Origin of the sequence: Sulfurimonas iocasae (genome assembly GCF_047716755.1) — a bacterium.
In the GTDB taxonomy this organism is placed as follows: Bacteria; Campylobacterota; Campylobacteria; order Campylobacterales; family Sulfurimonadaceae; genus Sulfurimonas.
In genome coordinates, this window is sequence record NZ_CP180409.1 from 2,659,629 (window position 1) to 2,683,680 (window position 24,052).

Below are 24,052 nucleotides of genomic sequence, written 5' to 3' on the forward strand. Positions count from 1 at the left end.
ATATAAAAGGGTTTGCGATGCCACGCATTGATAGTGAGAAATTTTACACATCAGCAATAGAGAAGCATGGAGTGACAGCCAAGGGTGTAAACTGGAATTCAAAAGAGTCTCAATTTACCAGATTTGACGCTATTATGCAGATGCTACCATCCAATATAGAAACATTTAGCATAGTAGATGCAGGATGTGGATTTGGAGACTTTTACCTATATGCTCAAAAGAAAAAAAAGTTACCTAAACACTATATAGGCATAGACTCTGTTGTAGATATGTACTCCATAGCATCTGAGCAAACTGGCTGTGAAATCCTTATAGCAGACATATGTAAAGATGAACTTCCCACTGCTTCTTACTATATATGTAGTGGTGCGATGAATGTACTACAGAGTTTTGAGACTCATCTCTTTATGAGAAACTGCTACGAAGCCTCTCAAAATGGATTTATCTTCAACATTTTACATGGCTCAAAGAGAAGTGAAACATATAACTATCTCACAACATCTCAGATAAAGAATATAGCTTCGAAAATCGGAGTAACTAATATAAAAATAAAAGATGATTATATGAAAAATGATATCACAGTAGGGTTCTTCAAATAATGTGTGCGATTTTTGGAATAATCGGAGAGTATGACGAGAAAAAAGCAAAAAGAGCCCTCGCTACACTCTCTCACAGAGGACCAGACTATTGTGGTATCACACAAAGTAATAATCTATTTTTCGCCCATCAGAGACTTAGCATCTTAGATCAGAACGTTCGTTCACATCAACCTATAAAATATAAAAATATTCTACTCTCTTTCAATGGAGAAATATATAACTTCAAAGAGTTAAAAAAAGAGTTGGCATCTGAGTTTGAATTTAAAACGCAAAGTGACAGTGAAGTCATCATTGCTGCATATCTAAAGTGGGGAGTAGACTTTGTTTTACATCTACGCGGTATGTTTGCCATTGCATTGATGGATGCTGAGACACTATATCTCTTTCGAGACAGACTTGGTAAAAAACCTCTTTTTTTTATGCAAACAGACAGTTTCATCTTTGCATCTGAGATAAAAGCACTGACTCCATTTCTAAGCAAAACCCAGATGAATGAAGATGCTCTTATGAGTTATCTATCCTTTTTAGCACCGACTCCGCCTCACACTTTTTTTAAAGGAATAAATAAACTTGCAGCTGGAGAGTATTTGGTTTTAAAAAATGGAAGCTATGAAGTAAAAAGATATTTTGACCTCCTAGATGCAAAACCAAATATCATAATAGACAGAGATGAAGCACTTCATATTTTGCAAAACATACTCCAAGAGTCTATAGCTATACGCCTAGATGCAGACCAGCCTATGGCATCTCTACTCTCTGGAGGAATAGATAGTGCGACTATAAACGCTTACGCTAAACTTCAAGGCATAAATCTTCAAACATATACGCTTGGCTATAAAAATTTCTCAAAGTATGATGAAAGAGCAAATGCAAAAGAGACAGCTGACTTTTTGTGTTTAAGCAACATAGATGTTGAGATATCACAAAATGACTTTATAGATGCAAGTGATAAAGTTCTCAACACATTAGATGAACCGCTGAATGACCCTGCATCTGTACCTCTATATTTATTATTTGATAGAATCAAACAAGATGGGTATAAAGTAGTTCTAAGTGGAGAAGGAAGTGATGAGCTTTTTCTTGGTTACAGACAATACTTCGAGTTTTTAGACATAGAGCAAATGTCAAAACTCTCAAACAAAAACTGGCTAAAAAAATATTTCCGTTCAAACTACTCACAAAACAGAGAGTGGGAATACTACAAAAGAATCTTCGATGACACTCTGCTCTTTCGCACCTCTGGAGAGACTTTTACAGACCTGCAAAAGAATGCTCTTATGAAGAAAAATGTAAAAGACAATCAAGCCCTAAAATACTTAAAAAACTATAGAGATAGGTTTGAAGCATCCCCTCACACAGATGAGAGCATCTGGTATAGCTACATAGACCTAAACATTTTTCAAGCTGAACATTTCTTGACAAAATTAGACCGCACTTCTATGGCTCATTCTATAGAATCACGCACACCATTTTTAGACCACAAACTTGCATCTGCAGTCTTTAGCATTGACCCAAAACTCCGTTATGAAGATCGAGTCACAAAGTCACTGCTAAAAGAGATAATGAAACCGCATCTAGATGAGAAAATTCTAAACAGAAAGAAAAAAGGCTTTTCAAACCCTTACATGGAGTACTTAATAGACTCTAAAAGATTAGGGCTTATCAAAGAGGTAAATTCTCAAACTGGAATGTTTAAAACTAAAGAGTTAGATGAACTGATAAGTAGTGCATCTACAGGTGGATTTAAACAGCACATATGGGGACTTTATGTTTTAAGTATCTGGATTAAGAAGTGGATATTGTAATTAAGCTATAATTCTTTTTAATATATTTAAGGGCTATTATGAAATCAAACTATAAAATTATTATAATTATTACAACTTTACTGCTTATGCTTTCTGTTATAATTTCTACAGCAAACTACATGGTTTCTCTTAAATCTACTCAAATACATCTAAAAACTCAATCTCTTCCTCTCTCTATTGACAACATCTATACTGAGATTCAAAAACATCTTATAGAGCCTTACTTAGTCAGCTCCATGATGGCACATGATACATTTTTAAAAGATTGGTTACTTCATGATGAGAAAAGTACCCACAAGATAGCAAAATATTTAGATAGTATCAAAAATAAGTATGAGATGCTAACAGCATTTTTAGTCTCACAAAAGAGTAAAAAGTACTATACTCACAACGGCTTTTTAGAAGAAATAAAAAAAGAAAATCCTACTAATAAATGGTATTTTGAGTTTAAAGATATTCCAAAAAGTCATGAAATAAATCTGGACTTTAATGAAAACTTTACAAATTCTCTTATCATGTTTATCAACTTTAAGATATACGATAACAACTATAATTTTATAGGTGTAACAGGCATTGGAATCGAGATCTCATATATTGATGAGATGCTACGTACGTTTAAAAAAGACTACCGTCTAAATGTTTACTTTTTAGATAAAAATGGGAATGTTGTCCTTACCAAGCAAGACAAAATCACTCCTAAACATATAGATGAAATGCAAGAATTAAAAGCATATAAAGATAAAATAATAGATAAAAATACAGATATAATTGAGTATGAAAAAAATGGCGAAAAGTACATAGTTAAAACTAAGTATATCCCTGAACTAGACATTTATCTGATAGTAGAAGCAAAATTAAATGACTTTTCAAAAGAAGCTAAAGAGGTTTTTTACATAAACCTTGGCCTTTCTTTATCTTTTACATTAATATTTTCTATTATCATTATGATTATTTTGAGAAACTACCATCAAAAGTTAGAAAGGCTAGCAGACTTTGATTCACTTACACAAATACCAAACAGACATAACTTTGACAAACAGTTTAAGCAGTTTTTAGCTTTACAAAAAAGGGATGAAAGACCTATTTGTCTAGTCTTTATCGATATAGATGACTTCAAGACTATTAACGATGAACTTGGGCATCAGATAGGTGATGATGTTTTAGTACAAACTGCAAAAATACTAAATAATGGCATAAGAAAGACAGATCTTATTGCAAGATGGGGTGGAGAAGAGTTTGTTATCGCATTTATAGATACACATATAAACGATGCTCATTCTATCACTCAAAAGATAAGAGAATCTATAGAAAAAGATGCAATACTCAAAAAAGCTATAGGTTATAGTCTAACAGCAAGCTTTGGACTTACCTCTTGTAATAAGTACGATACTATAGACACTGTTATTTCAAGAGCGGACAAAGCTATGTATGAAGCAAAACAACATGGTAAAAATAGAGTTGTATTGGCTCGTACACAGCCTACTGAGTAATCTTTCTAGCTGTTAGGAAAAGATAGTCTTTTCCTGTTATAGTAACTCTGTACTTCTTTTGTTGAAGATATTTTTTACAAAAATGAATATCTTTTAAAACCAGACTCATCTCAGAAAATGCATAATTTGGTGCTTTTGCACCATATATCATCTCTCCGTCAATCCATCTACAGTTTGGAAACCCAAGTATCACAGACCCACCTTTTTCCAAATGATTTTGATAAAGAGACATAAAGGTGGTGTTGAAGTTTATGTTTGTGCTTTGCAAAGTTCCTATAGAAATGATAAGATCAAACTCTCCTAATCCCAACTCATCTAGTGCATTTATATCATGGCATCTAAAGTCTACATTTGGACTTGGAAAATCTTTTTTTGCATACTCGATAGCAGATGCTGAGTAATCTATGCCTACAAACTCTTTTGCCATAAACTCATCTTCGGATAATAATTCTTTTATTACTCTAAACTCATCACCCCTATTTACACCAAGGTTTAAAATTCTTTTTTTGTTTTCTATATTTATAAACTTCAATGCTTGTCTATAGTGGTATAAAAAACTAAACTGAGCTGTTTTATCAATAGTGAAAAACTCACTACCCACTCCATACTTTTCACTGCTTTTATCAGCTTTATGAAAAGATGTTTCAAGGTTTAACTTCTGAAATCTCAGAGTCAAGCTTTCACTGTCATTTTCAATTGGAGTCAGCATCTTCATAAAAAAGATTTGTGCCAAGTCGACAAAACCTTTATAACCAATACGCTCTACATCATCTGCTAAAACTTCCAACTCTACAATCTCTGTAGCTCTAAGCTCATGACTTTCAAACCACTCCAATATATCTTTTGAACTTTTTTCTTTTAAGTTTATTCTCATTATCCTACCGTATTGTATGATCTGTCACCAGCATCTCCGAGACCCGGTATTATGTACTTATCATCATTTAGTTTTTCATCAATCTGAGCAATATAAATATCAACATCAGGATAAGCTGATTTGACTACCTTTAGCCCCTCCGGAGAGCCTATAATATTTAGTGTTATTATTCTAGATGGTTCTCTTGATTTTATAAGTTTAAGTGCATCTATCATCGAACCACCAGTAGCTACCATTGGGTCTACCAAGAGTATTGTCTTATCTTTACAATTAGGGAGTCTATCATAATAAAGAACACTTTCATGTGTAGTTTCATCTCTTTTCATAGCTAAAAATCCTGCCTGAGCCTCAGGTAAAAGTTCCATAACACTCTCAAGCATCGGCATTCCAGCTCTTAAAACCGTAACTACAATAATACTCTCTTCATCTATAGTTTTACAACTTAACTCTCCCGTCCATGTTGTTATACTCTTATCTAAGAGAGCAAAGTCATGAAGTGCTTCATAAACAAGCTGTTTTGTAAGTTCGGCTATCGTGTGTCTAAAACGAACTGCGTCTTGTCTTTGATCTCTGAGATGTGTCACTAAGGTTTTTGTTACAGGGTTTGTCAACTCATGAATCATTATACACCTCTATATTATTTCTTATAAGTAATCATACAATATTTTTTATGTCTCAAATATAAGATGCATATCCAAAGAGTATGAGTTTTTACTCTTTAGAATTAGTTTTTAAAAACTTTCCTAATTCCGTTGGAAATGGAAAAATCAGTGTATTTGTTTTATCGTTAGATATGTCGCTCATAGTCTGAAGATAACGCAACTGTATTCCCAAGTCATTTTGAGATAGTTTTTGAGCAGCTTCTAGAAGGTTTTGGCTAGCTTCTAGTTCACCTTTTGCATTGATGACTTTCGCACGGCGTTCACGTTCTGCCTCAGCCTGTTTAGCAATTGCACGAACCATACTTTCATCTAAATCAATATGCTTAATCTCAACATTTGATATCTTTATACCCCATGAATCTGTCTGCTTATCAAGTATCTCTTGAATATCAGAGTTAAGTCTCTCACGCTCTGCTAACATCTCATCGAGTTCATGTCCGCCAAGAACTGAACGAAGAGTTGTTTGAGCGAGTTGGCTTGTGGCATTGTAAAAATCTTCTACTTGAATAATGGCTTTTTGAGGGTCTAGCACACGAAAATATACTACCGCATTTACATGAACTGAGACATTATCATGAGAGATAACATCCTGAGTCGGTACATCAAGAACAATAATTCTCAGATCAACTCTAACCATCTGTTGGATAAATGGAATAAGTATGATTAGTCCCGGTCCTTTAACAGCTGTAAAACGTCCTAGTGTAAAAACAACACCACGTTCGTACTCTCGCAAAATTCGAATCGCCATCGCAAGAAAAGCAATTACAAAAACTACTATATAAATTCCTAAAGCTGGTGTATCAAACTGCATCTTTTACTCCTTAATTGGTTTAACTTCAAGTGTAAGACCCAATAGTTTCACAACTTCAACTTTCTGTCCAACACTTAACTCTGTATCACTTTTTGCACTCCAAGCTTCTCCTTGGCAATAAACATGGTAGGTATCACCCTCAGCCTCTGTAACCTGGGCAATCGCTCCTATGAGGTCTTCTACCCCTGAGACTATTTTTGCAGAGCGCGAACTCATAAAGAGTCTGATTACTAAGACAAAAAATGCAAGACTGACTATTGTAAATGCCAAGATTAGCGGTATTGAAACACTACTACCTAAAGTATCTGCATCAAAAAGTAGTAATGAACCAAAGGCGAAGGATATTACTCCTCCGATGCCAAGCACTCCAAATCCCGTTATAAAGATTTCTGCGACTATAAATGCAATACCTAAGATTATGAGCACTAGACCTGCATGGTTAAAAGGTATGATGATTATGGCATATAGTGCTATTACAGCAGATATTCCACCGATAACTCCCGGAAAGATAGAGCCTGGATTCATCAACTCATAGAAGATTCCATATATCGCGATAAGTAAAAATATATATGCCATGTTTGGATTTGTAATGACTGATAGAAAACCCATTTTAAAATTCGCTTCGTAGTTGATTATATTGACATCTTTAGTATTAAGGGTGACACTACTGTTAGAGACTTTAATGACCTTGCCATGAAGTTTACTAAGCAAATCACTTGTATTAAAGGCTATCAGATCAATCACACCTGAACTTAAAGCATCTTCAGCCGATAATCTCTTTGCATCTTTTACTGCTTCTATTGCCCAAGAGATATTACGGTCATTTATAGCTTTTTTGTCTAAAGTAGAGATATCAATACTGTTTGAGTAAACCATCTTTTGTCTGGGCATAATACTAACAGGAGTAGCTACGCTGAGATTAGTTCCAGGTGCCATTGCTGCTATATGAGATGCATATAAAAGATCAATACCAGCACTTACTGCTTTTGCACCCTTAGGGTAGACATAAGTAACTACTGGGATGGAAGAGTTTACAATTTCTTGAATCATCTCTCTCACAGAGCTAGAGAGACCTCCTGGAGTATCTAACTCTATAAGTATCATCTCAACATCATAAGAGAGTGCCGATGCCATCCCCTCTTTTAAGTAGCTACTAGTTGCAGGTCCTATAGCACCATCTACTTGAAACTTCATTACTGTAGAAGTGCTTGCAAGAAGTGATAAAGTTATTAGAAATAATAATAAAAGTAATCGCTTCATCTTGCATACCTCATATTTAGAGCACTAAAGAGCTTAGTAACAATAACTAATAATACCAAATAAATAATAATAAAGTCAAGATTACATCTTATTATATAATGAAAGAAATGTAAATCCATAATGCTCTATAGATTTGACTTTACCAAAGATATCTAATTTATTTCCATACTCCTTCTAATTCATAACTACAATAAGGACAGACTCCATTTTCATCAAGTTCGTTTGTCACAAACTGACCTATATTTCCACTTCTATCTATAACTCTTTTTTTACAGCTTGGGCAGTATGTAGATTCAAAGTCTTTGTTGTCAACATTTCCTACATATAGATATTTCAGCCCCTCTTCCTGACCTATTTTGTATGCACGAAGTAGTGTTGATTCAGGTGTACGAGATACATCGAGCATCTTATACGTCGGGTGAAAAGCTGATAGATGCCAAGGTATAGAGCTATCAATACGTGCGATAAACCTTGCAATAGAGCGAATCTCTTCATCAGAATCATTTTTACCAGGAATAAGCAGCGTAGTTATCTCTATCCATATCCCCTTTTCATAGGCGTACTTTACAGCTTCAAGAACTGGTTTTAGTCTTGCTCCACAAATCTCTTTGTAAAACTCATCTGAAAAAGATTTTATATCTATGTTCATACCATCTATATAAGGCTCAAGCAAATCTATTGCTTTATGTGTCTCATAACCACTTGTCACATAGATGTTTTTAAGCCCTTTTTCATGGGCTAGTTTTGCTGTATCATAGGTATATTCAAAGAAGACGATTGGTTCGTTGTAGGTGTACGCGATTGAGTCACAGCCATTCTCAGTAGCTAACTCAACTATACGCTTTGGTGGAAGTTCCTGACCTAAAATCTCATGATGATGTTCTTTTGGATACTGAGAAATATCATGGTTTTGGCAAAACTTACAAGAGAAGTTACAGCCAATAGTTCCAAGTGAAAAGGCTCTTGTTTTTGGCAGAAAATGAAACATTGGTTTTTTCTCTACAGGATCAACATTTAGAGCTGCAGCAAGTCCATATACAAGTAGTCTTAGTTCACCGTTTTCTACTCTTCTAACTCCACATATACCATATTCACCCTCACTAAGGACACATGCTTGTGAACATGCTTCACACATAACCTTACCGTTTTTCAGCTCTCTACTTAACCATGCTTTTTCTTTCATCTCTCACACCCTTTAAAAAGTATGTTATTATCTAATCATCTTTTATTCCTCTATGTCCTTTTTCTTTCCTTTAGATGTTTTAAAAATAATAAATCCCACTCCGAGTAAAACTAACAGAACTAAAACTATCTCAAAGATATAATCTTTTTCTTGCTCCTCTTTTTGTATCTTTTGAACTTGTGTATCTTTTTTCACTTCTACAAAATTATCTCTTTTTTCTGTTACTTCTTTTTTTTCTACTGTTTCTTTTGGTTTTGTAACTTCTTTTGGTTTTTCAATTTCAACTTTAACTGGCTGTACTGATTCTTCGGCTACTTTTTTACTAACTACCTGAGTTATAGTTAGCTTCTCTCCGCTGTCTAACACATACGCATCATCATAGTACACCTCAAGTGCTCTAAGAGTTCTAAGCAGCTGTACATAACTATTGAATGGATATAAAGATATGGTGTGATACTGCCCTATCTTTTTAAGCTCTACTTCTATAGAATTTTTGTTTATAAGTCCTGCTAGTCTGTCATCACTTAGTATGTGGTTATTTAGTTTTACCAGACTATTTAAAGCATACTTCTCTTGTAAAAAACTCCCGACTATAATCTGTTTTTCACTTGAAAAAAGCATTGTTGTTAACATGATCATTAAAAATATTAATTTCATTTCTTACTCCTTGTGGGTTATTATAACGAAATACGTTTTACTTAAATATATAAACAGGTCATCTCTCTTAAGTTTAGCTCTACTTGTTTTTTGAATCTTCTCTCAACCAAAGATTCATCAATTCCAAATATCCGCTAACGTAGTGAGCAAAAAATATCATAAATTTTAAATCTTCTTTATCAAAACCTTCCTCTTTGTTTAAAAGTTGAATAACACCTATTATCTCTCTTTGTGAGTTAAAGACTGGTGCTGTTACTATATTTTTAGTCACATAACCGCTCTCTTTATCTATATCTGAAAGAAAGTGAGGATTTGAGTAAGGATTATTTTCTATAAGCGGTTCTTTCACTCTTATAGTGTGTCCGACGAGACCTTTATCTGAGGGAATTATAATTTTCTCTATGCCATCTGATAAAGGCGTCCATAGTTCACCTTTTTGCAAATCGTTTATAAAGATAGAACATCTATGCGCTCCAATAACCTCTTTTGCATACTTGGCTATTCTAGGTAAACCTTTTTCATAAGAGGTGTCATTAAGCAGGTCTCTTCCAAAATCAGCAAGTTTTTTATAAACATTATCGTATCTCATAATTGGCCTCATTATTTTCTTATAATAATTATAGTGTAAAATACGAAGAAAAAAGGAATATATATGATTCAGGTAACTATTTGGCACAACCCTAGATGTTCAAAATCATGCGCGGCACTATCTATTTTAGAAGAGAGTGGATGTGAAACAGAGGTAGTAAAATATCTCGAGACTACTCCCAGCAAAGATGAGATTACAACTGCACTTACTATGCTTGGGATGAATCCAAGAGAGCTTATGAGAACTAAAGAAGATCTATATATAGAGTTAAACCTAAAAGATACAGATGATTATGATGCGCTTGTAGATGCTATGGTTACAAATCCAAAACTTATTGAGAGACCTGTGATTTTTAAAGAGGGACAAGCAATCATAGGAAGACCTACTTCTATAATTGCTAAATTTCTAGCTAGTTAAAGAGTTAACTCTCTTTAACTTTTTCTACAAACTTACAGTCACCACTTGAGTATGGACAAGTCTTTGCTATACTCATCTCAAAGTGTTCCTCTTCTATACCCTCTTGCTTGCGGTCGAAGTGACGCATAGCAGCTCTAAAAGCAGTCAGTACCATATTAGCACTGTCTTGATGATCTGTTGAGATATGCTCTACCTGCTCGCCTTCTGGTTTAGTTGTATCTACCTTTGGCGGTGCTATATTTGCGTAAGCTTCTTGAAGATCTTGCTCTAGTCCAAGAACCGTTATAAGAACATTTACTATCTCATCACCTTTTATCATCTCTGTAAGGAGTGAGCCAAGAGTAGCCGCATCTTGAGTTGCAGAGTTTGTAGCAAACTTCACATCAAGAATATGACTGCTGTCTCTTTTAATGTACATAATCACATAAGTTTTTGTCGCATTATCAACACCAATACCTATACCATCCGCATCTTCAAGCTTGCCATAATTTTCCGGCTGCATCATATGTCTACCGATTTCTGCTTCTAACTCTGCTTGTTCTTTATCTTGAACCTCTGGCATCTCTTGCTCCTATATCTTGGGAGTAAGCTTTTCTATACTCACGCCGTTGTCTTTAATAAATTTTGAAATTGTATCTGAGTGGGTGTGCTCATACTCTTTTGCATAGACTATTCTTTTTATACCACTTGCAATAAGGTTCTTACTGCACTCACTACAAGGCTCTAGTGTTACAAAAATTGAAGCTCCCTCTATAGAGATGCCTTTTCTTGCAGCCCAGATGATAGCATTCATTTCTGCATGTATCTCGTAAGTCTTGGACCATTCATGGTGCTCATGGGTATACTTACCATCCCAGTAATCACAACAGTTTGTAAATCCTGCAGGAGTACCGTTGTATCCTGTACTTAAGATGCGACCATCTTTTACAATAACTGCACCAACCTGCTTAGACACACACTTTGAAGCTGTTGCAAGTTCAAGGGCTATATTTATAAAGTTTTCATCACTTAACATTTCTAATCATCTTTATATCAGCATTATGACGGAGTCTTGCGAAGTAGTCACTAAGAACTTGTTCTCTCTCTTCAGCAGCTATCATACTCATAATCTTGTTTCTAACACTCTCTAGTCCAGTCTCTTTAGCTGACCTTATCTCTTTTATGTAAAAGCTCATATAAGCGCCTTTACCATCAGGAACAGCAGCCGTAAAGGTACTTAGTGGAGTTTTTTCTAACATAGTTGCTAACTCAGGGGAGATTCTATCATAAGGAAGGTCTTGCTCGTTGCTGGAAATATCTGGCGAGTAGAACATTGGATTATCAATTTTTTCTTGAAGTTTTTGTTTATTTTTTGATTGATATATCACAACTTTAAATCCGCTTGGATGAGCAAACGAATCTTTATGTGTTTCAAAATATGCTCTTATTTCATCATCAGTCGGTTCTGTTACTCCACTATAAGCAATAGCAGCGTAAAGTTTTTGAGAAAGCAGTTTCTCTTTTATCTTCCCTTTTAACTCCTCTGATGTTAAACCGCTTGAATTTCTAACAGCTTCGTAAAACTCACTTACATTCAGGTTATTTCTAGCCGCTGTTTTTTTGATGTCATCATAGACTTCAGCACTACTAACAGATATCTTTCTATCATCAATTTCTTGTTTTTCAAGAGCTTTTCTGATTAAAACATTTGTAGCGGACTCAGCATCTATTTTTGAAGTCTGCATCTCTTTTTTAATGTCATAAAGAGTTATGGCATTCCCTTTAACAACAACTGCCACACCATCAACAATCTCGGCATTTAGTGTAGCTACAAGCATAATGGTTAAAAATATTTTGTACATTAATTATCCTATAAAATTAAAAAAGCATTTTACCTCTTTTTAGCCAATAATTGCCTAAAACAATCCTATAGCTCTGTGACAACTCTGTTTCTGCCGGTTTTTTTTGCTTCATAAAGAGCATTATCAGCTCTTTTAAAAGTAAGCTTAGTATCTTCTCCAACATAATATTTTGTTAAACCGATTGATGTTGTGATATTAATAGTATTTTGTACTTTTGTTTTCTCTATTTTAGCTCTTAACTTCTCAGCTATACTTTGAGCTTCTTTCAAATCGATATCTTTAAGCATAACAACAAACTCTTCTCCACCCCATCTAGCAACAATATCATCATCCCTGAGCGTATCTTTGAGAGTTTTTGCTACCTCTTTAAGTGCTTCATCCCCTACTTGATGACCATAAGTGTCATTAATAACTTTAAAATGGTCAATATCTGCAATCAAAATGACAAAATTAGTATCAGCTTTTCTTTGGTAAAGAGCTATAGAAGTCATCAGCTTATCAAAATAAGTACGGTTATATATTTGTGTTAAAGTATCTGTAATATAAAGTTCTTCTAGAAGTTTTTTATTTGTTATGTCTTGATAAACCGTATTAATCTCTATTAATTCCCCATCATCATTTATGATAGGTGTTATTCTAGCCTGAACCCATCTGCTCTCACCACTTGAAGTTATGTTTTCAATTTCACCGGTCCAAGGTTTTTCATATACTAACTCAGGTATATTTCCTGCTTTTAAAATAGAAGATGTTTTTCCGACGAGCTCACTTTTTTTATATCCAAAAAATTCACAAAACAAATTACTTGCATCTATAATAGTTCCGTCTATAGTAGTTTTCATTATCATGATATTTTTATCAATAATTTCTTTGTCATCTTCAAGTATTTTATTTAACTCATTTACTTTTTCTATTTTCTTTTGAAGTGAAAGTTTTATCTCATGAAGTTCACTGATATTGTAAACAGAAACCATAACCTTATTTTCAGATGCTATATAAGGTGAAATAGTGACTTGCTGCTGCATTAATTTCAATGCTGTTTTAGTAATTTTATTGCGTATGATTGGTATAAAAGTAGTCTTGGAGTTTGAGTCATAAAAAGTAGGTGTCTTTAATCTAAGTGCTGTTCTTATTTTACGCAACAGAATTTTGTAATTAATATCAGGGTAGAACTCTTGAAGACTTCTTCCTATAATCTCTTCACTTGTTATCTGAGTACTTACACTTAACCATCTATTCCAATAAGTTACTGTAAAGTTTTCATCTATTACAAAATGACCGTTTTCCAGAGAGTTTAACAAAATCTCAGGACACTGCAAGGCTTCCATTATAAATACAACTCTTCTATTTTTTTGTCTATCAAATCTCTTAGACTGGTAATGGCTTCATCTTTTGTAAGTATAAAAATATTTGCACATATACTATAGTCTCTAAACTCTAACTCTGTACTGACTACTATAATTTTTGAATAATTTGTGATTTCATCATTATCTATAATATTAGATGCATTTAAAAAATTAGACGTTGGAGCAAAAAACTGAACTTGAACATCTAACTCCTCTGTCAAACGACTTATAATAGAAGATGTCACAATATTAGTAAGCTCCATAACAGCATCAGTGATATCATCTTGCAAAGGCTCTTTTATATCATATAAGTGTGCTCCCAAGTTATTTGCTGAATCTTCACTTATAATAAATAAACACTCTCCACCAAATTTACCGGAAAAGAGCTGTTTCATCACATAATAATTTGAGGCTTTATCTATATTATCAATAATAACTTGATTCAATTCACTCATATCTTTAATAGATATTTGAGGTATATGCATAGTACCAAAAGCATCTAGAAGTTCAGCTACATGAGAAGTTGCCTGACCGATTGAAATATTTATAAACTCTCTTAAAGCGTCTATTTGATCTTCGTTAAAATTTATACTTTTCAAAAACCAACTACCTTCTCATATGATTAAATCATTTATGAAAATGTTTTGCATTTTTTCATCATTTATTGGTTTAGGACACATGTTTTTAGCACCCATGTTTAAAACTCTTTTTCTAGCTATAGGTTGTATGTCTGCACTAACAACTATAACTTGAGCGTCTGAGTCTATCTTAATAATCTCGGCCAAAGCTTCATAACCATCCATTACAGGCATAGTAAGATCTAAAAATACTACACGAGGTTTCTCTTTTTTAAATACTTCTATAGCTATAAGCCCATTTTCTGCTTCAAAAAACTCTGTAGCTGGTTCAACATTTCTCACCGTTTTTATTAATGATAATCTTGCAAGCTTTGAGTCATCTACAACTAATACTTTCAAATTTGTAAACTCCGTTTCATAAAATAATGATTTGAATTTTATTTATTTTATCATAATAATTATAATAATAATATTTTTCGAAGACTATATTGAAAAATTTAAATTAAAAAGTTTTACCCATCTTTAACAAATATTTGCCTAAAATTCGACTATTAAAATAAAAGGCTTTTTCATGGTTGTTACTCGTTTTGCTCCTAGCCCTACTGGCTATCTTCATATTGGTGGTTTAAGAACTGCTCTTTTTTCGTACCTTTGGGCTAAAAAAAATGCTGGAGAGTTTCTTCTTCGCATCGAAGATACAGATAAAGCAAGAAACTCACAGGAAGCTACTGATGCTATCTTAAAAGCGTTTGAGTGGTTAGGTTTAAAACATAATGGCGAGATAACTTACCAGTCTCAAAGAGATGAGATTTATGCAAAATATATCAAACAACTTTTAGATGAAGGCAAAGCCTACAAATGCTATATGTCAAAAGAGGAACTCTCGAAGCTTCGTGAGACTCAAATGGCAAATAAAGAACGTACCAAGTATAATGGAAAATATCGTGATTTTAATGGAACTCCACCTGTTGGTGTTGAGCCGGTTATTCGTATAAAATCACCTCTGACTGGGGAAATTTTAGTTAAAGATGGTGTAAAAGGTAATGTAAGTTTTCAAGCACAAGATATCTTAGATGATTTTGTAATTGCAAGAGCTGACGGTGCACCAACTTACAACTTTGTAGTAGCAATTGACGACCATTTAATGGGCATAAATGAAGTTATCCGTGGAGATGACCATCTCTCAAACACACCAAAACAGATAGTTATATATGAAGCTCTTGGATTTGATGTTCCGATGTTTTACCATGTTCCTATGATTCATAACTCTGCTGGGAAAAAACTCTCCAAGCGTGACGGAGCTACAGATGTTATGGCTTATAAAGAGATGGGTTACACTCCCGAGGCACTTCTAAACTTTTTGGTTCGTCTTGGATGGAGTCATGGAGATCAAGAGATCTTTTCAATGGATGAGATGATTGAGCTTTTCAATCCAAAAGATATAAACAAATCAGCATCTATTTATAATACAGAAAAGCTTGACTGGTTAAACGCCCACTACATCAAAAACACCTCAAACGATGAGTTGGCTCAGCTTCTTACACAATACGATTTAGTGCTAACTTCTCATGACAAAAAAGAGATTCTTTTAGATGCTATTAAAGAGCGTGCTAAAACTTTAAAAGAGATGGCAGAACTCGCACGAGAGATACTTGCAACACCAACTTCTTATGATGAAAAAGCTGTTAAAAAAGCTTTTAAAACTGATTCAGTAGCTATTATAAATGCTTTTGGAGCGAAAGTCGGTGCTTCAGATGAGCTTCGTCTTCCAAGTGATTACCACCACCTTATGGAGAGTGTTGTAAATGAGATGGAGATAGGTTTTGGAAAGATCGGACAACCTCTTCGTGTTGCACTGCTTGGAAAGATGAGTGGTCCAGGACTTGACGAAGTAATGGCTATCATAGGTAAAGAAGAGACTATGCTTAGAATTGCAAATGCAATAACTGCGAACTCGTAAAACTTAAACATGCTTTTGCAAAAGAGAATAATATCAATTCCCTTGTGCTACTCAAGCTACAAAGAAGTAAAATAGTCTTATGGAACTGATAACACAATTTTTTGCGGCACTATATGAACTTAGTAATGCGATGGCACCATACATTCTATTTGGTCTTGCATTTGCAGGAGTCTTGCATGAGCTTGTGCCTGAGACACTTGTCACTAAACATTTAGGTAAAGAGAGCATCGGGTCTGTTATAAAATCTACTATTTTTGGTATTCCGCTTCCTGTTTGTTCATGTGGAGTTATTCCTCTGGCTACAAGTATTAAAAAAAGTGGAGCTTCTAAAGGTGCTACTCTCTCATTTCTCATCTCAACTCCAATAACCGGTATTGATTCTATCCTTGCAACTTATGGAATGTTTGGTTGGGTTTTTACAATTTACAGAGTTATAACTTCAATGTTTATAGCTATGGCAGCAGGCATACTTACAAACATTTATGACAAAGAGATTATTGAAGATGTGCAAGAAGAACATGAGAATAGCTGTTGCGCCAATACTTGCTCAAGCACCTCTGAAGTAGAGCAGAAGTTTTCATTTTCTAAAGCGATGAACTATGCCTTTGTCACACTTCTTGGAGATATTGCAAAACCTCTTTTTTGGGGTTTGCTCATAGGTGCTTTGATAACAATCGTCATCCCTCAGAACCTAAGTGATATTCTTGTAGAGTACTCTTGGGTTTCATACCTCATAGCCATAGCGATTGCCGTACCGATGTATGTATGTGCCACTGCATCTCTGCCAATTGCTGCTGCGCTCATGTTAAGCGGAGTAAGTGCGGGAGCTGCTTTTGTGTTTTTAAGTGCAGGTCCTGCAACAAATACTGTAACCATCGGTGTAGTAAAAAAAATGCTTGGTACAACATCGCTCTATATCTATCTTGGAACTATTGTTTTTGGAAGTGTTCTCTTTGGTTTGGGACTTGATTTTATCTTTGACATAAACTCTATAGATGCAGCATCATTAATTCATATGCAAGAAGAAGCCGGTCTTTTAGAGATACTAAGCAGTATTGTTTTATGGGGCTTTATGCTCTTTTTTATAATCAAACCTTACTTTAAAAAGCTGCCCTAAACTACTTTATATTTATTGCAAACTGATTAAACCCGTCATCATAATGATATGAAAGTTTAAACTCATGTTTATCTAAAATTCTTTTCACTAAACTAAGTCCGAGACCATAGCCTGCTTGATTTCTTGAGTTATCACCCTGAGTAAAAGCTTCGCAGTAAAACTCTAATGGTTTATCTAACTTTTCACCTCTGCTTTTTACTACTATGGAGCCATCGTTTGCAACTATAAAAATAGGTTTTTTTACACTATATTTCAGTCCATTGTCTATTAGGTTTTTTAGCGCAATAGAGAGGTAGTTCAGATCCGCATATATCTCAAAATCTGATTCAATTTTTACATCTATAAGAGTTTCATCGTCAATGAAAAGTTTTGATAGTGACTCAGCTATAAGTGTCTCACTGCTAAACTTTTGCATCTGAAGTTTATATTGATTTGCATTTAATTTTTCTAAGTCTAAAAGCTCACTTGTCATCTCATCTATTTGTGATAATGCCCTTTTTAGTATGCTTTTGTATTTTGAGTCTTCTATCATCTCTGTAGCTAATTTAGACTTAGCAATAGGTGTTTTTAACTCATGTCCAATATCACGAAGAAGTGTTTCTCTTGAAGTAATCAACTCCTCTATATTTGTAGCCATAGCATTAAAAGTAGTTGATACTTTACCTATCTCATCTTTGGAGCTAGTTTTGATTCTTAAACTGTAATCCCCTTCTCCGAAACTCCTTATACTTTTTGATATTCCTCTTAGCGGGTATATCATTTTTAGAATTATTAAAAACAGAATTATTAAAATTGTTATATCTGCTAAAATCATATAGTTAAGTAGCTCTTTTTTTGCAAAATTTTCATTTTGAGATATATCTATAACTAAGATGTCATAATCCAAATACTTCAGGTACAGCAAATATTTATCATCTTCATGTTTTAAAATATTTATGCTAGAGAGCGTTGTTTCATAATTGTATACGATTTTTGATGAGTTTAAATAGTGCTTTTTATTTGCTATAGTTTTAAACCGTAACTCTCGAAGTTTTTTATCTAAAGCTGTTTGATTATTATTAGATAGATAGGTAAATAGCTCATCTGATACTTGGATGTACTTCTCTTTTAGTAATGATTCTATGGTGTTTTGAGTTAATTTATTTGTCTCGTTTGATACAAATATCATTAGAGAAAAACTTATTAAAAAAAGTATTAAAACTTTAAAAAAAATCGACATTTATCAACCTATAAATTTATATCCTATACCCCATACAGACTTTATATATTTTGGGTCTTTTGAGTCGTCACCTATTTTTTGTCTGATATTGCTTATGTGCATATCTATGGTTCTGTCTTTTGAGTTGTACTCTATGCCTGTCACACTGTTAGATATTGATTCACGTGACAAGACTTTGTTTTGATTTTGTAAAAACATATATAAAATATCATACTCTATTCTTGTTAGATCCAGTAAATAATCCTCTACCTTTATCTCATGCTTATCTTCATCTATTTCAAAGTCACCAATGGTTTTTGCACTGTTTGTTGACCTTCTTAAAATTGCATTTATGCGAATGACTAACTCTCTTGGCTCGTAAGGTTTTGCCAAATAATCATCAGCTCCCAAGTCAAAGCCTAAAATCTTATCGCTAAGTTCGCCTCTGGCTGATGAAATGATGATAGGCAGAGATGCCAGTTTTCTAATTCTTTTACACACATCAAAACCATCCATTTGAGGCAACATCAAATCAAGTACTACAAGGTCATAAAAGCTATTGTTATCCTCAAGATGTTCAAGTGCATCTATTGGCTTATCAAATGCTCTCACCTCAAAATCGTAGTTTGCGAGATAGTCACTAATAAGTGTCTGCATATCCAAATCATCTTCAATGAGTAAAATTTTCGTCATCAATCAACTTCCCAATCATCAAAATAGTGTATAAACCTTTTTCTTTGTTTCTTGCTTAAAATAGGGTATAACCTTTTTAATAGTCTGTTTTCTATTTCATGTGATTTTGTATCAAGTTCTTGATTCAATCTGTTTAACTCTTCTATGTCAAAAACTTCTTTTATAAATATCTCTTCTCTTCTCTTTTCAATCTCTTCTTTATACTCTCTAAACTCTTTTAAATCAAATCTAAACTCTTTTAAAATCTTTTTTATCTTTGTGTTTTGTTCTTTTGATAATTTTAGATGTGAAAGTTCTTTATTAATGTGGCGTTCATTATTATGCTCATCAGAGTCTGAAAATAGACTAGTAGTAAGCAGTAGCAACAATATAAAATATTTCATGATTTCTATCCTTGAGGTATTTTAATATCTTTATCATTTAATAAACCTTGTTCAATGTTTTTATGACAAGCTTTACAGTTTGATATATTTCCAACTTTTTTAAGTTTAAAGAGATTCTTATCTATCTCTTTGTGTCTCTTTTTCCAATACGGTGTCTCTGTGATAGCTAAAGTAGCATTTCCCTCCATACTTTTTAAGATTTTAAATGATGCTTCTTTAGTGGAGTCCTCACTGGAATTTTTTACTAGATACTCTTTTATAGAGTTTGTGTCTTTTTCATTCAGCGAAGCATCATCACCGAAATGGTTTTGCAAATTATCCATCATAGCTATCCAAGATTTTTTTGGAAGCAAGTGTGGAGGATAAAGAGTGTGACAGCTTATACACTCATCGTAGAACAGCTTATGTTCTACTTTGTAATCAATCGCTCTGTTATTATCTGCAATTAATATATTTGAGGGAGTGCTTAAAAGATAGAGCGTAAAGCCTATACTTAAACCTATCCATAAAACCCCAAACATTTTTTGCGATATTGTTAGTTCTAAACTTTTTGCCTCACCATCTTTATATCCACCTATCATTGAACCTACAGAATCTGACTTATGCAAAACCTTGTCTAAAGCAACTCCTGCAATATGCACAAAGATTACTGCCATAAAAGCATTTGCAAATAACTCATGAAGATCTTCAAATAAATCCATATCTTTAAAGAGTGAAGTATTTAAAAAAGATAAAACACCCATTCCTTCTTGTGTTCCATAAACAATAACCCCACTTACAACTGAGCCTAAACCTAAAATAATCATAGCTATAATTGCCCAACTAGAAGCTGGATTGTGACCTGTGTACTCTTTTTTTTCTCCAAATATACTAAACATATATTTCGTTAAATCTTTAATATTGAAATTGAAATCTTTAAATTTAGAGTATCTAACATCCATAAATCCCCAGATGATTCGAAACAAAAAGAGTAAGCCTATTGTATATCCAATTATCGCATGGTAACTAAGCAGGTTTTCAATCTCTGCGATTATAAATACTACTCCAACAGCAATAACAAGCAGTATATGAAAGAGCCTCGTAAAAAGACTCCATACATAGACCTTAGTCATCGTCCCAATTACCATAGTTTGGAATATTTATATCTCTTTCCCCATATAAACCTTTAGCTGCTGTTGTATGACATGCTGCACAATTCGCCAAAGAGCCAACCTCTTTTTGTATAATGAATTTCTTTTTAATCTCTCTATGCTTTTTTATAAAGTATCTTGTCTGTGATACTGCTATTGGAGTTTCATCACTTCTAATAGAGTTGTTTATTTTTTTACTTCTTTTGTAGTTTGTAAACTTCTCAGCTGAATTATTAACCAGATATTTCAATATCTTCTTGTTATCTTCAGGCGTTAAGCTTGCATCTGTATCAAAGTGATTATCTAAACCTCCCATCAACTTTACCCAAGATTTACCTGGAAGCAGTCCCGGCTGATATGCGAAGTGACAACTTGCACACTCTTTTTCATATAACTTATCGTTTACTGGTGCTACACCTCTTTTTGCACCCAAAAACGAACTGTCTGCGATTAAACTTCCTGTTACTAGCAGTGATAGTAATATTAATTTTTTCATGATTTATCCTTTATTTATTATGTAAGTGACTACGTCACCCTTTTCTTGGGCTGTACCTTCTCTATTATAAACATCATTAAAGTTTCTTCGTAACCACTTTTTTACATCTTTAACATTTGTAAATCTCTTAGCATTTGCAGATGGAGAGAGTGGCTCAATAACCTTATTTGTATGTTCATTCCTGCCTTTGTTTGACAAGTTACTTGTATGACAAGATACACAAGAGATTAGCTCGCCTTTTTTACCAATATGTTCGGTTGTAAAAATCTTCTCCCCTCTTGCATAATCAAACTTTGTAAAATTTGGATTATCTTTTTTCGCTTCTACTTTTAGAGTGTTCATAAACTCCTGCATCTGAGTATTTAACTCTTTTGCCTGAATCAGAGAAACCGCTACTAATGAAGCGAGTAGTAATTTTATCATCTTAACTCCTTTAACTTTTTAGATATCAAAAGTATAAAAGAAGAGTGTAAAGATTGCTTTGACTATCTATTTACAATTTCTTTACAATTGAGTTTGCTATAATTGCACTATGAACAACAAACCAATCACTCTAAAGACTATTTACAGGCTCATCCTAGAGAAGAAACCTGCTCTTATTTATGGGCAGATTATTACTCTTATTGCTATTCTTGTAAGTGTACCAATTCCACTGATGCTGCCAATAATGGTAGATGAAATTCTTTTAGACAAGCCTGCTCATTTTGTAGATGCTATTAATCTCTTTGTGGGCGGTACAACTGCATTTTACTACATAGCTATTGTGACTGTTGTAGTTATTTTACTGCGATTTATCTACTATTTTCTTGGTGTAATCATCACTAAAATTTTTACAAAAATATCTAAGCATGTTACCTTTATGATTCGTAAACGTCTCATAGAGCATCTTCGTATCGCATCTATGAATGAGTATGAAACACTAGGCTCAGGTGCCATTACTTCAAACCTCGTAACCGATGTAAATACTCTAGATGCTTTCATCATCACAAGTGTCAGTAAGTTTGTGTCTTCCATCTTAACTCTTGTTGCTGTTGGTATTGTGATGATTGTAATCGACCCTGTTTTAGGGATTTTGATTTTAATTATTCAGCCTCTTATCATGCTTATGAGTAAAAAGATGGCAAAAATAGTTGGTAATCTGAAAAAAGATGAAAACAATGCAATAGAGAAGTTTCAAGACAACATCGGCGAAACACTAGATTTGTACGGACAGATAAAAGCATCTAACAAAGAGGAGTACTTTTTTAGTGAGGCAATCTCTCATGCTAAAAAAGTTCAAACAACCTCAAATGAGTATGGCTATAAAAGTGTCGCTTACGAAAAACTCTCTTACACTATCTTCTTAACAATGTTTGAAATCATTCGTGCATCTGGGCTTGTTCTGGTTGCATACAGTGATCTAAGCATCGGTATGATGTTTGCAATGTTTGGCTATATCTGGTTTATTATGACTCCTGTGCAAGATATTTTGTCTATGCAATACAGCTATGCATCTGCGATGAGTGCAATAAAAAGAATAAATAAAATCCTTACTTTGCGTACTGAGAAAAGCGGAGAGAAAAAGATAGAGTCTAAAAATCTAGAAATATCTCTAAAAGATTTAAATTTCGCATACTCAAACGAAAAACCAATCCTTAAAAATATCTCTTTAAACATAGAAGCAGGATGTAAAATAGCCCTAATCGGAGCAAGTGGAAGCGGTAAAACAACTCTAGCTCAAGTCATCTCAGGCTTTTACGCAAAAAATGGCGGCTCGCTAAAATATAATGGAATAGACATAGAAGAGATAGACAAAAGCTCACTCAGAGAGAGGATATTTTTAGTCCTTCAGATGCCAATCCTTTTTAACTCTACATTGAGGTTTAATATAACTATGGGTGATGATAGTATAAGTGATGATGATATTTATAAAGCACTAGAAATTGCTCAGCTTACGGATATGATAGAGCAGATGCAAGAAGGTCTTGACACTATCGTAGGTCGTCACGGTATCAGACTCTCAGGCGGTCAAAGACAGCGTCTTAGCATCGCAAGGATGATTATCGCAAATCCTAGTGTCGTCATCTTTGATGAGTCCACATCAGCACTTGATGTTCACACTGAGGCAAAACTACAAACGACTATAGCACCGCTTTTAAAGGACAAAACAGTAATTACCATCGCACACAGACTAAGCACAGTTAAAAATGCAGATGACATCTACGTTCTAGATGGCGGAGAGATTGTTCAACATGGAACTCATGAAGAGTTAGAAGCCGAAGAGGGACACTATGTGGAATTTGTAAAGAAGCAGTTACTGTGAAGAAATTTCTTCTCTTTGACAACGACGGTGTTTTAGTCGAGACTGAAAAGTGGTACTACGAAGCAAATATAAAAGCTCTACGTGAAATAGATATCGAGCTGACATTTGATGTCTACATGGAGATAATGGCAAGAGGCGGAACTGCTTGGGAAGTTGCAAAGGCGCAAAATATATCTCAGTCTATTATAGATGCACAAAGAGCGAGAAGAGATATCTACTACAGAGAGTTTATAAGAAGTGAACATATCGAGATAGACGGTGTTGTAGATACTCTTGAAGAGTTAAAAAAAGAGTACAAGATGGGAATTATAACTACATCAAGAAGAGTAGATTTTGACCTTATTCACAACGAGCGAGACATCATAAAGTTTATGGACTTCTCTCTTTGTGTAGAAGAATACCCTCGTGCAAAACCCTACCCTGACCCATACTTAGCCGGTATGAAAAAGTTCTCTGCATCTAGAGATGAGTGTTTAGTAATAGAAGACTCACAAAGAGGTCTAACCTCTGCTGTAAATGCAGAGATAGAGTGCGTAATAGTTGAAAATGAATTTACTTTGACACATGACTTCTCAGATGCTACTTACCACATTGAAAAATTTTCTAAGTTAGAAAAACTGCTTCTAAATATATAAATTATTGAAAAAATCAAGGGACATATTGA

General features: G+C 34.0%; 27 protein-coding genes. 8 read left to right on the plus strand and 19 right to left on the minus strand.

Features of this window, described 5'->3' with window-relative positions:
* The first annotated feature begins 17 nt into the window (after window positions 1–17).
* From ACLHDE_RS13590 to ACLHDE_RS13600, 3 genes are read left to right on the plus strand one after another with little or no spacing between them, the layout of a single operon-like run.
* Window positions 18–599, plus strand: coding sequence for a class I SAM-dependent methyltransferase (locus ACLHDE_RS13590; RefSeq protein WP_415396936.1), 582 nt, complete (start codon window positions 18–20; stop codon window positions 597–599).
* Entirely contained in the window at window positions 599–2,404 is a 1,806-nt protein-coding gene (asnB, locus tag ACLHDE_RS13595; protein WP_415396937.1) for an asparagine synthase (glutamine-hydrolyzing), read from the plus strand. The genes ACLHDE_RS13590 and asnB overlap by 1 nt, the downstream gene beginning before the upstream one ends.
* Window positions 2,405–2,442: 38 nt before the next feature.
* Window positions 2,443–3,894 carry a diguanylate cyclase gene (locus ACLHDE_RS13600; RefSeq protein WP_415396938.1) on the plus strand — a complete coding sequence of 484 codons (1,452 nt, stop codon included), beginning with the start codon at window positions 2,443–2,445 and terminating at the stop codon, window positions 3,892–3,894.
* On the opposite strand, the gene ACLHDE_RS13605 is transcribed toward ACLHDE_RS13600, so the two are convergent.
* The 7 genes from ACLHDE_RS13605 to ACLHDE_RS13635 form a co-directional block, all read right to left on the minus strand.
* The gene (locus ACLHDE_RS13605) at window positions 3,884–4,768 is read right to left on the minus strand and encodes a class I SAM-dependent methyltransferase (RefSeq protein ID WP_415396939.1); all 885 of its coding nucleotides are present in this window, start codon (window positions 4,766–4,768) and stop codon (window positions 3,884–3,886) included. The genes ACLHDE_RS13600 and ACLHDE_RS13605 overlap by 11 nt on opposite strands.
* A complete protein-coding gene (gene upp / locus ACLHDE_RS13610; RefSeq protein ID WP_415396940.1) occupies window positions 4,768–5,391 on the minus strand; it encodes a uracil phosphoribosyltransferase in 624 nt (207 codons plus the stop codon). Before upp ends, ACLHDE_RS13605 begins: the two co-directional genes overlap by 1 nt.
* Before the next feature lie 88 nt (window positions 5,392–5,479).
* On the minus strand, window positions 5,480–6,241 hold the full coding sequence (locus ACLHDE_RS13615) for a slipin family protein (protein ID WP_415396941.1): 762 nt from the start codon (window positions 6,239–6,241) through the stop codon (window positions 5,480–5,482).
* Between the two features lie 3 nt (window positions 6,242–6,244).
* Window positions 6,245–7,501, minus strand: coding sequence for an NfeD family protein (locus tag ACLHDE_RS13620; RefSeq protein WP_415396942.1), 1,257 nt, complete (start codon window positions 7,499–7,501; stop codon window positions 6,245–6,247).
* Between the two features lie 157 nt (window positions 7,502–7,658).
* Entirely contained in the window at window positions 7,659–8,684 is a 1,026-nt protein-coding gene (gene amrS, locus ACLHDE_RS13625; RefSeq protein ID WP_415396943.1) for an AmmeMemoRadiSam system radical SAM enzyme, read from the minus strand.
* 42 nt (window positions 8,685–8,726) lie between these two features.
* Entirely contained in the window at window positions 8,727–9,341 is a 615-nt protein-coding gene (locus tag ACLHDE_RS13630) for a hypothetical protein (protein ID WP_415396944.1), read from the minus strand.
* Between the two features lie 79 nt (window positions 9,342–9,420).
* Complete coding sequence (locus ACLHDE_RS13635) at window positions 9,421–9,930, minus strand: GAF domain-containing protein (protein WP_415396945.1); 510 nt, start codon at window positions 9,928–9,930, stop codon at window positions 9,421–9,423.
* Between the two features lie 63 nt (window positions 9,931–9,993).
* On the opposite strand from ACLHDE_RS13635, the gene arsC reads away from it, so the two are divergent.
* Window positions 9,994–10,347, plus strand: coding sequence for an arsenate reductase (glutaredoxin) (gene arsC, locus ACLHDE_RS13640; RefSeq protein WP_415396946.1), 354 nt, complete (start codon window positions 9,994–9,996; stop codon window positions 10,345–10,347).
* Between the two features lie 4 nt (window positions 10,348–10,351).
* On the opposite strand, the gene ACLHDE_RS13645 is transcribed toward arsC, so the two are convergent.
* The 6 genes from ACLHDE_RS13645 to ACLHDE_RS13670 form a co-directional block, all read right to left on the minus strand.
* Window positions 10,352–10,909 carry an iron-sulfur cluster assembly scaffold protein gene (locus tag ACLHDE_RS13645; protein ID WP_415396947.1) on the minus strand — a complete coding sequence of 186 codons (558 nt, stop codon included), beginning with the start codon at window positions 10,907–10,909 and terminating at the stop codon, window positions 10,352–10,354.
* Between the two features lie 9 nt (window positions 10,910–10,918).
* A complete protein-coding gene (locus ACLHDE_RS13650; RefSeq protein ID WP_415396948.1) occupies window positions 10,919–11,362 on the minus strand; it encodes a deoxycytidylate deaminase in 444 nt (147 codons plus the stop codon).
* A complete protein-coding gene (locus tag ACLHDE_RS13655; protein ID WP_415396949.1) occupies window positions 11,352–12,188 on the minus strand; it encodes a peptidylprolyl isomerase in 837 nt (278 codons plus the stop codon). Before ACLHDE_RS13655 ends, ACLHDE_RS13650 begins: the two co-directional genes overlap by 11 nt.
* Before the next feature lie 65 nt (window positions 12,189–12,253).
* Window positions 12,254–13,513 (minus strand): diguanylate cyclase, encoded by a 1,260-nt coding sequence (locus tag ACLHDE_RS13660; RefSeq protein WP_415396950.1) that lies wholly within the window; start codon window positions 13,511–13,513, stop codon window positions 12,254–12,256.
* Window positions 13,513–14,130 (minus strand): chemotaxis protein CheC, encoded by a 618-nt coding sequence (locus tag ACLHDE_RS13665; RefSeq protein WP_415396951.1) that lies wholly within the window; start codon window positions 14,128–14,130, stop codon window positions 13,513–13,515. Before ACLHDE_RS13665 ends, ACLHDE_RS13660 begins: the two co-directional genes overlap by 1 nt.
* A gap of 15 nt (window positions 14,131–14,145) precedes the next feature.
* Entirely contained in the window at window positions 14,146–14,508 is a 363-nt protein-coding gene (locus ACLHDE_RS13670) for a response regulator (protein ID WP_415396952.1), read from the minus strand.
* 172 nt (window positions 14,509–14,680) lie between these two features.
* Here ACLHDE_RS13670 and gltX point away from each other — a divergent pair, with 172 nt between their 5' ends.
* Both gltX and ACLHDE_RS13680 read left to right on the plus strand, forming a co-directional pair.
* On the plus strand, window positions 14,681–16,069 hold the full coding sequence (gene gltX, locus ACLHDE_RS13675) for a glutamate--tRNA ligase (RefSeq protein ID WP_415396953.1): 1,389 nt from the start codon (window positions 14,681–14,683) through the stop codon (window positions 16,067–16,069).
* A 79-nt stretch (window positions 16,070–16,148) separates the two neighbouring features.
* Window positions 16,149–17,186 carry an SO_0444 family Cu/Zn efflux transporter gene (locus ACLHDE_RS13680; protein ID WP_415396954.1) on the plus strand — a complete coding sequence of 346 codons (1,038 nt, stop codon included), beginning with the start codon at window positions 16,149–16,151 and terminating at the stop codon, window positions 17,184–17,186.
* A gap of 1 nt (window position 17,187) precedes the next feature.
* On the opposite strand, the gene ACLHDE_RS13685 is transcribed toward ACLHDE_RS13680, so the two are convergent.
* Genes ACLHDE_RS13685 through ACLHDE_RS13710 form a run of 6 tightly spaced genes read right to left on the minus strand, consistent with a single transcriptional unit; the run spans window position 17,188 to window position 21,509 of the window.
* A complete protein-coding gene (locus ACLHDE_RS13685; RefSeq protein ID WP_415396955.1) occupies window positions 17,188–18,405 on the minus strand; it encodes an ArsS family sensor histidine kinase in 1,218 nt (405 codons plus the stop codon).
* A 3-nt stretch (window positions 18,406–18,408) separates the two neighbouring features.
* On the minus strand, window positions 18,409–19,077 hold the full coding sequence (locus ACLHDE_RS13690) for a response regulator transcription factor (protein ID WP_415396956.1): 669 nt from the start codon (window positions 19,075–19,077) through the stop codon (window positions 18,409–18,411).
* The gene (locus ACLHDE_RS13695) at window positions 19,077–19,460 is read right to left on the minus strand and encodes a hypothetical protein (RefSeq protein WP_415396957.1); all 384 of its coding nucleotides are present in this window, start codon (window positions 19,458–19,460) and stop codon (window positions 19,077–19,079) included. The genes ACLHDE_RS13690 and ACLHDE_RS13695 overlap by 1 nt, the downstream gene beginning before the upstream one ends.
* Window positions 19,461–19,465: 5 nt before the next feature.
* Entirely contained in the window at window positions 19,466–20,572 is a 1,107-nt protein-coding gene (locus tag ACLHDE_RS13700) for a cytochrome b/b6 domain-containing protein (RefSeq protein ID WP_415396958.1), read from the minus strand.
* Window positions 20,565–21,086 carry a diheme cytochrome c gene (locus tag ACLHDE_RS13705; RefSeq protein ID WP_415396959.1) on the minus strand — a complete coding sequence of 174 codons (522 nt, stop codon included), beginning with the start codon at window positions 21,084–21,086 and terminating at the stop codon, window positions 20,565–20,567. The genes ACLHDE_RS13700 and ACLHDE_RS13705 overlap by 8 nt, the downstream gene beginning before the upstream one ends.
* A gap of 3 nt (window positions 21,087–21,089) precedes the next feature.
* Complete coding sequence (locus tag ACLHDE_RS13710) at window positions 21,090–21,509, minus strand: DUF1924 domain-containing protein (protein ID WP_415396960.1); 420 nt, start codon at window positions 21,507–21,509, stop codon at window positions 21,090–21,092.
* A 109-nt stretch (window positions 21,510–21,618) separates the two neighbouring features.
* On the opposite strand from ACLHDE_RS13710, the gene ACLHDE_RS13715 reads away from it, so the two are divergent.
* Both ACLHDE_RS13715 and ACLHDE_RS13720 read left to right on the plus strand, forming a co-directional pair.
* The gene (locus ACLHDE_RS13715) at window positions 21,619–23,388 is read left to right on the plus strand and encodes an ABC transporter ATP-binding protein (RefSeq protein WP_415396961.1); all 1,770 of its coding nucleotides are present in this window, start codon (window positions 21,619–21,621) and stop codon (window positions 23,386–23,388) included.
* Window positions 23,385–24,023: an HAD family hydrolase gene (locus tag ACLHDE_RS13720; protein ID WP_415396962.1), complete on the plus strand. Its 639-nt coding sequence runs from the start codon at window positions 23,385–23,387 to the stop codon at window positions 24,021–24,023. The genes ACLHDE_RS13715 and ACLHDE_RS13720 overlap by 4 nt, the downstream gene beginning before the upstream one ends.
* Window positions 24,024–24,052 lie beyond the last annotated feature (29 nt).

What these genes read in the sequence shown, in the direction of transcription:
- ACLHDE_RS13705 (WP_415396959.1), bottom strand. Translation starts at nt 21,086, where the DNA reads ATGAAAAAATTAATATTACTATCACTGCTAGTAACAGGAAGTTTAATC.
- ACLHDE_RS13715 (WP_415396961.1), top strand. Translation starts at nt 21,619, where the DNA reads ATGAACAACAAACCAATCACTCTAAAGACTATTTACAGGCTCATCCTA.
- ACLHDE_RS13660 (WP_415396950.1), bottom strand. Translation starts at nt 13,513, where the DNA reads ATGGAAGCCTTGCAGTGTCCTGAGATTTTGTTAAACTCTCTGGAAAAC.
- gltX (WP_415396953.1), top strand. Translation starts at nt 14,681, where the DNA reads ATGGTTGTTACTCGTTTTGCTCCTAGCCCTACTGGCTATCTTCATATT.
- amrS (WP_415396943.1), bottom strand. Translation starts at nt 8,684, where the DNA reads ATGAAAGAAAAAGCATGGTTAAGTAGAGAGCTGAAAAACGGTAAGGTT.
- ACLHDE_RS13635 (WP_415396945.1), bottom strand. Translation starts at nt 9,930, where the DNA reads ATGAGATACGATAATGTTTATAAAAAACTTGCTGATTTTGGAAGAGAC.
- ACLHDE_RS13655 (WP_415396949.1), bottom strand. Translation starts at nt 12,188, where the DNA reads ATGTACAAAATATTTTTAACCATTATGCTTGTAGCTACACTAAATGCC.
- ACLHDE_RS13600 (WP_415396938.1), top strand. Translation starts at nt 2,443, where the DNA reads ATGAAATCAAACTATAAAATTATTATAATTATTACAACTTTACTGCTT.
- upp (WP_415396940.1), bottom strand. Translation starts at nt 5,391, where the DNA reads ATGATTCATGAGTTGACAAACCCTGTAACAAAAACCTTAGTGACACAT.
- ACLHDE_RS13695 (WP_415396957.1), bottom strand. Translation starts at nt 19,460, where the DNA reads ATGAAATATTTTATATTGTTGCTACTGCTTACTACTAGTCTATTTTCA.
- asnB (WP_415396937.1), top strand. Translation starts at nt 599, where the DNA reads ATGTGTGCGATTTTTGGAATAATCGGAGAGTATGACGAGAAAAAAGCA.
- ACLHDE_RS13650 (WP_415396948.1), bottom strand. Translation starts at nt 11,362, where the DNA reads ATGTTAAGTGATGAAAACTTTATAAATATAGCCCTTGAACTTGCAACA.
- ACLHDE_RS13710 (WP_415396960.1), bottom strand. Translation starts at nt 21,509, where the DNA reads ATGATAAAATTACTACTCGCTTCATTAGTAGCGGTTTCTCTGATTCAG.
- ACLHDE_RS13700 (WP_415396958.1), bottom strand. Translation starts at nt 20,572, where the DNA reads ATGACTAAGGTCTATGTATGGAGTCTTTTTACGAGGCTCTTTCATATA.
- ACLHDE_RS13685 (WP_415396955.1), bottom strand. Translation starts at nt 18,405, where the DNA reads ATGTCGATTTTTTTTAAAGTTTTAATACTTTTTTTAATAAGTTTTTCT.
- ACLHDE_RS13645 (WP_415396947.1), bottom strand. Translation starts at nt 10,909, where the DNA reads ATGCCAGAGGTTCAAGATAAAGAACAAGCAGAGTTAGAAGCAGAAATC.
- ACLHDE_RS13605 (WP_415396939.1), bottom strand. Translation starts at nt 4,768, where the DNA reads ATGAGAATAAACTTAAAAGAAAAAAGTTCAAAAGATATATTGGAGTGG.
- ACLHDE_RS13620 (WP_415396942.1), bottom strand. Translation starts at nt 7,501, where the DNA reads ATGAAGCGATTACTTTTATTATTATTTCTAATAACTTTATCACTTCTT.
- arsC (WP_415396946.1), top strand. Translation starts at nt 9,994, where the DNA reads ATGATTCAGGTAACTATTTGGCACAACCCTAGATGTTCAAAATCATGC.
- ACLHDE_RS13590 (WP_415396936.1), top strand. Translation starts at nt 18, where the DNA reads ATGCCACGCATTGATAGTGAGAAATTTTACACATCAGCAATAGAGAAG.
- ACLHDE_RS13630 (WP_415396944.1), bottom strand. Translation starts at nt 9,341, where the DNA reads ATGAAATTAATATTTTTAATGATCATGTTAACAACAATGCTTTTTTCA.
- ACLHDE_RS13615 (WP_415396941.1), bottom strand. Translation starts at nt 6,241, where the DNA reads ATGCAGTTTGATACACCAGCTTTAGGAATTTATATAGTAGTTTTTGTA.
- ACLHDE_RS13690 (WP_415396956.1), bottom strand. Translation starts at nt 19,077, where the DNA reads ATGACGAAAATTTTACTCATTGAAGATGATTTGGATATGCAGACACTT.
- ACLHDE_RS13680 (WP_415396954.1), top strand. Translation starts at nt 16,149, where the DNA reads ATGGAACTGATAACACAATTTTTTGCGGCACTATATGAACTTAGTAAT.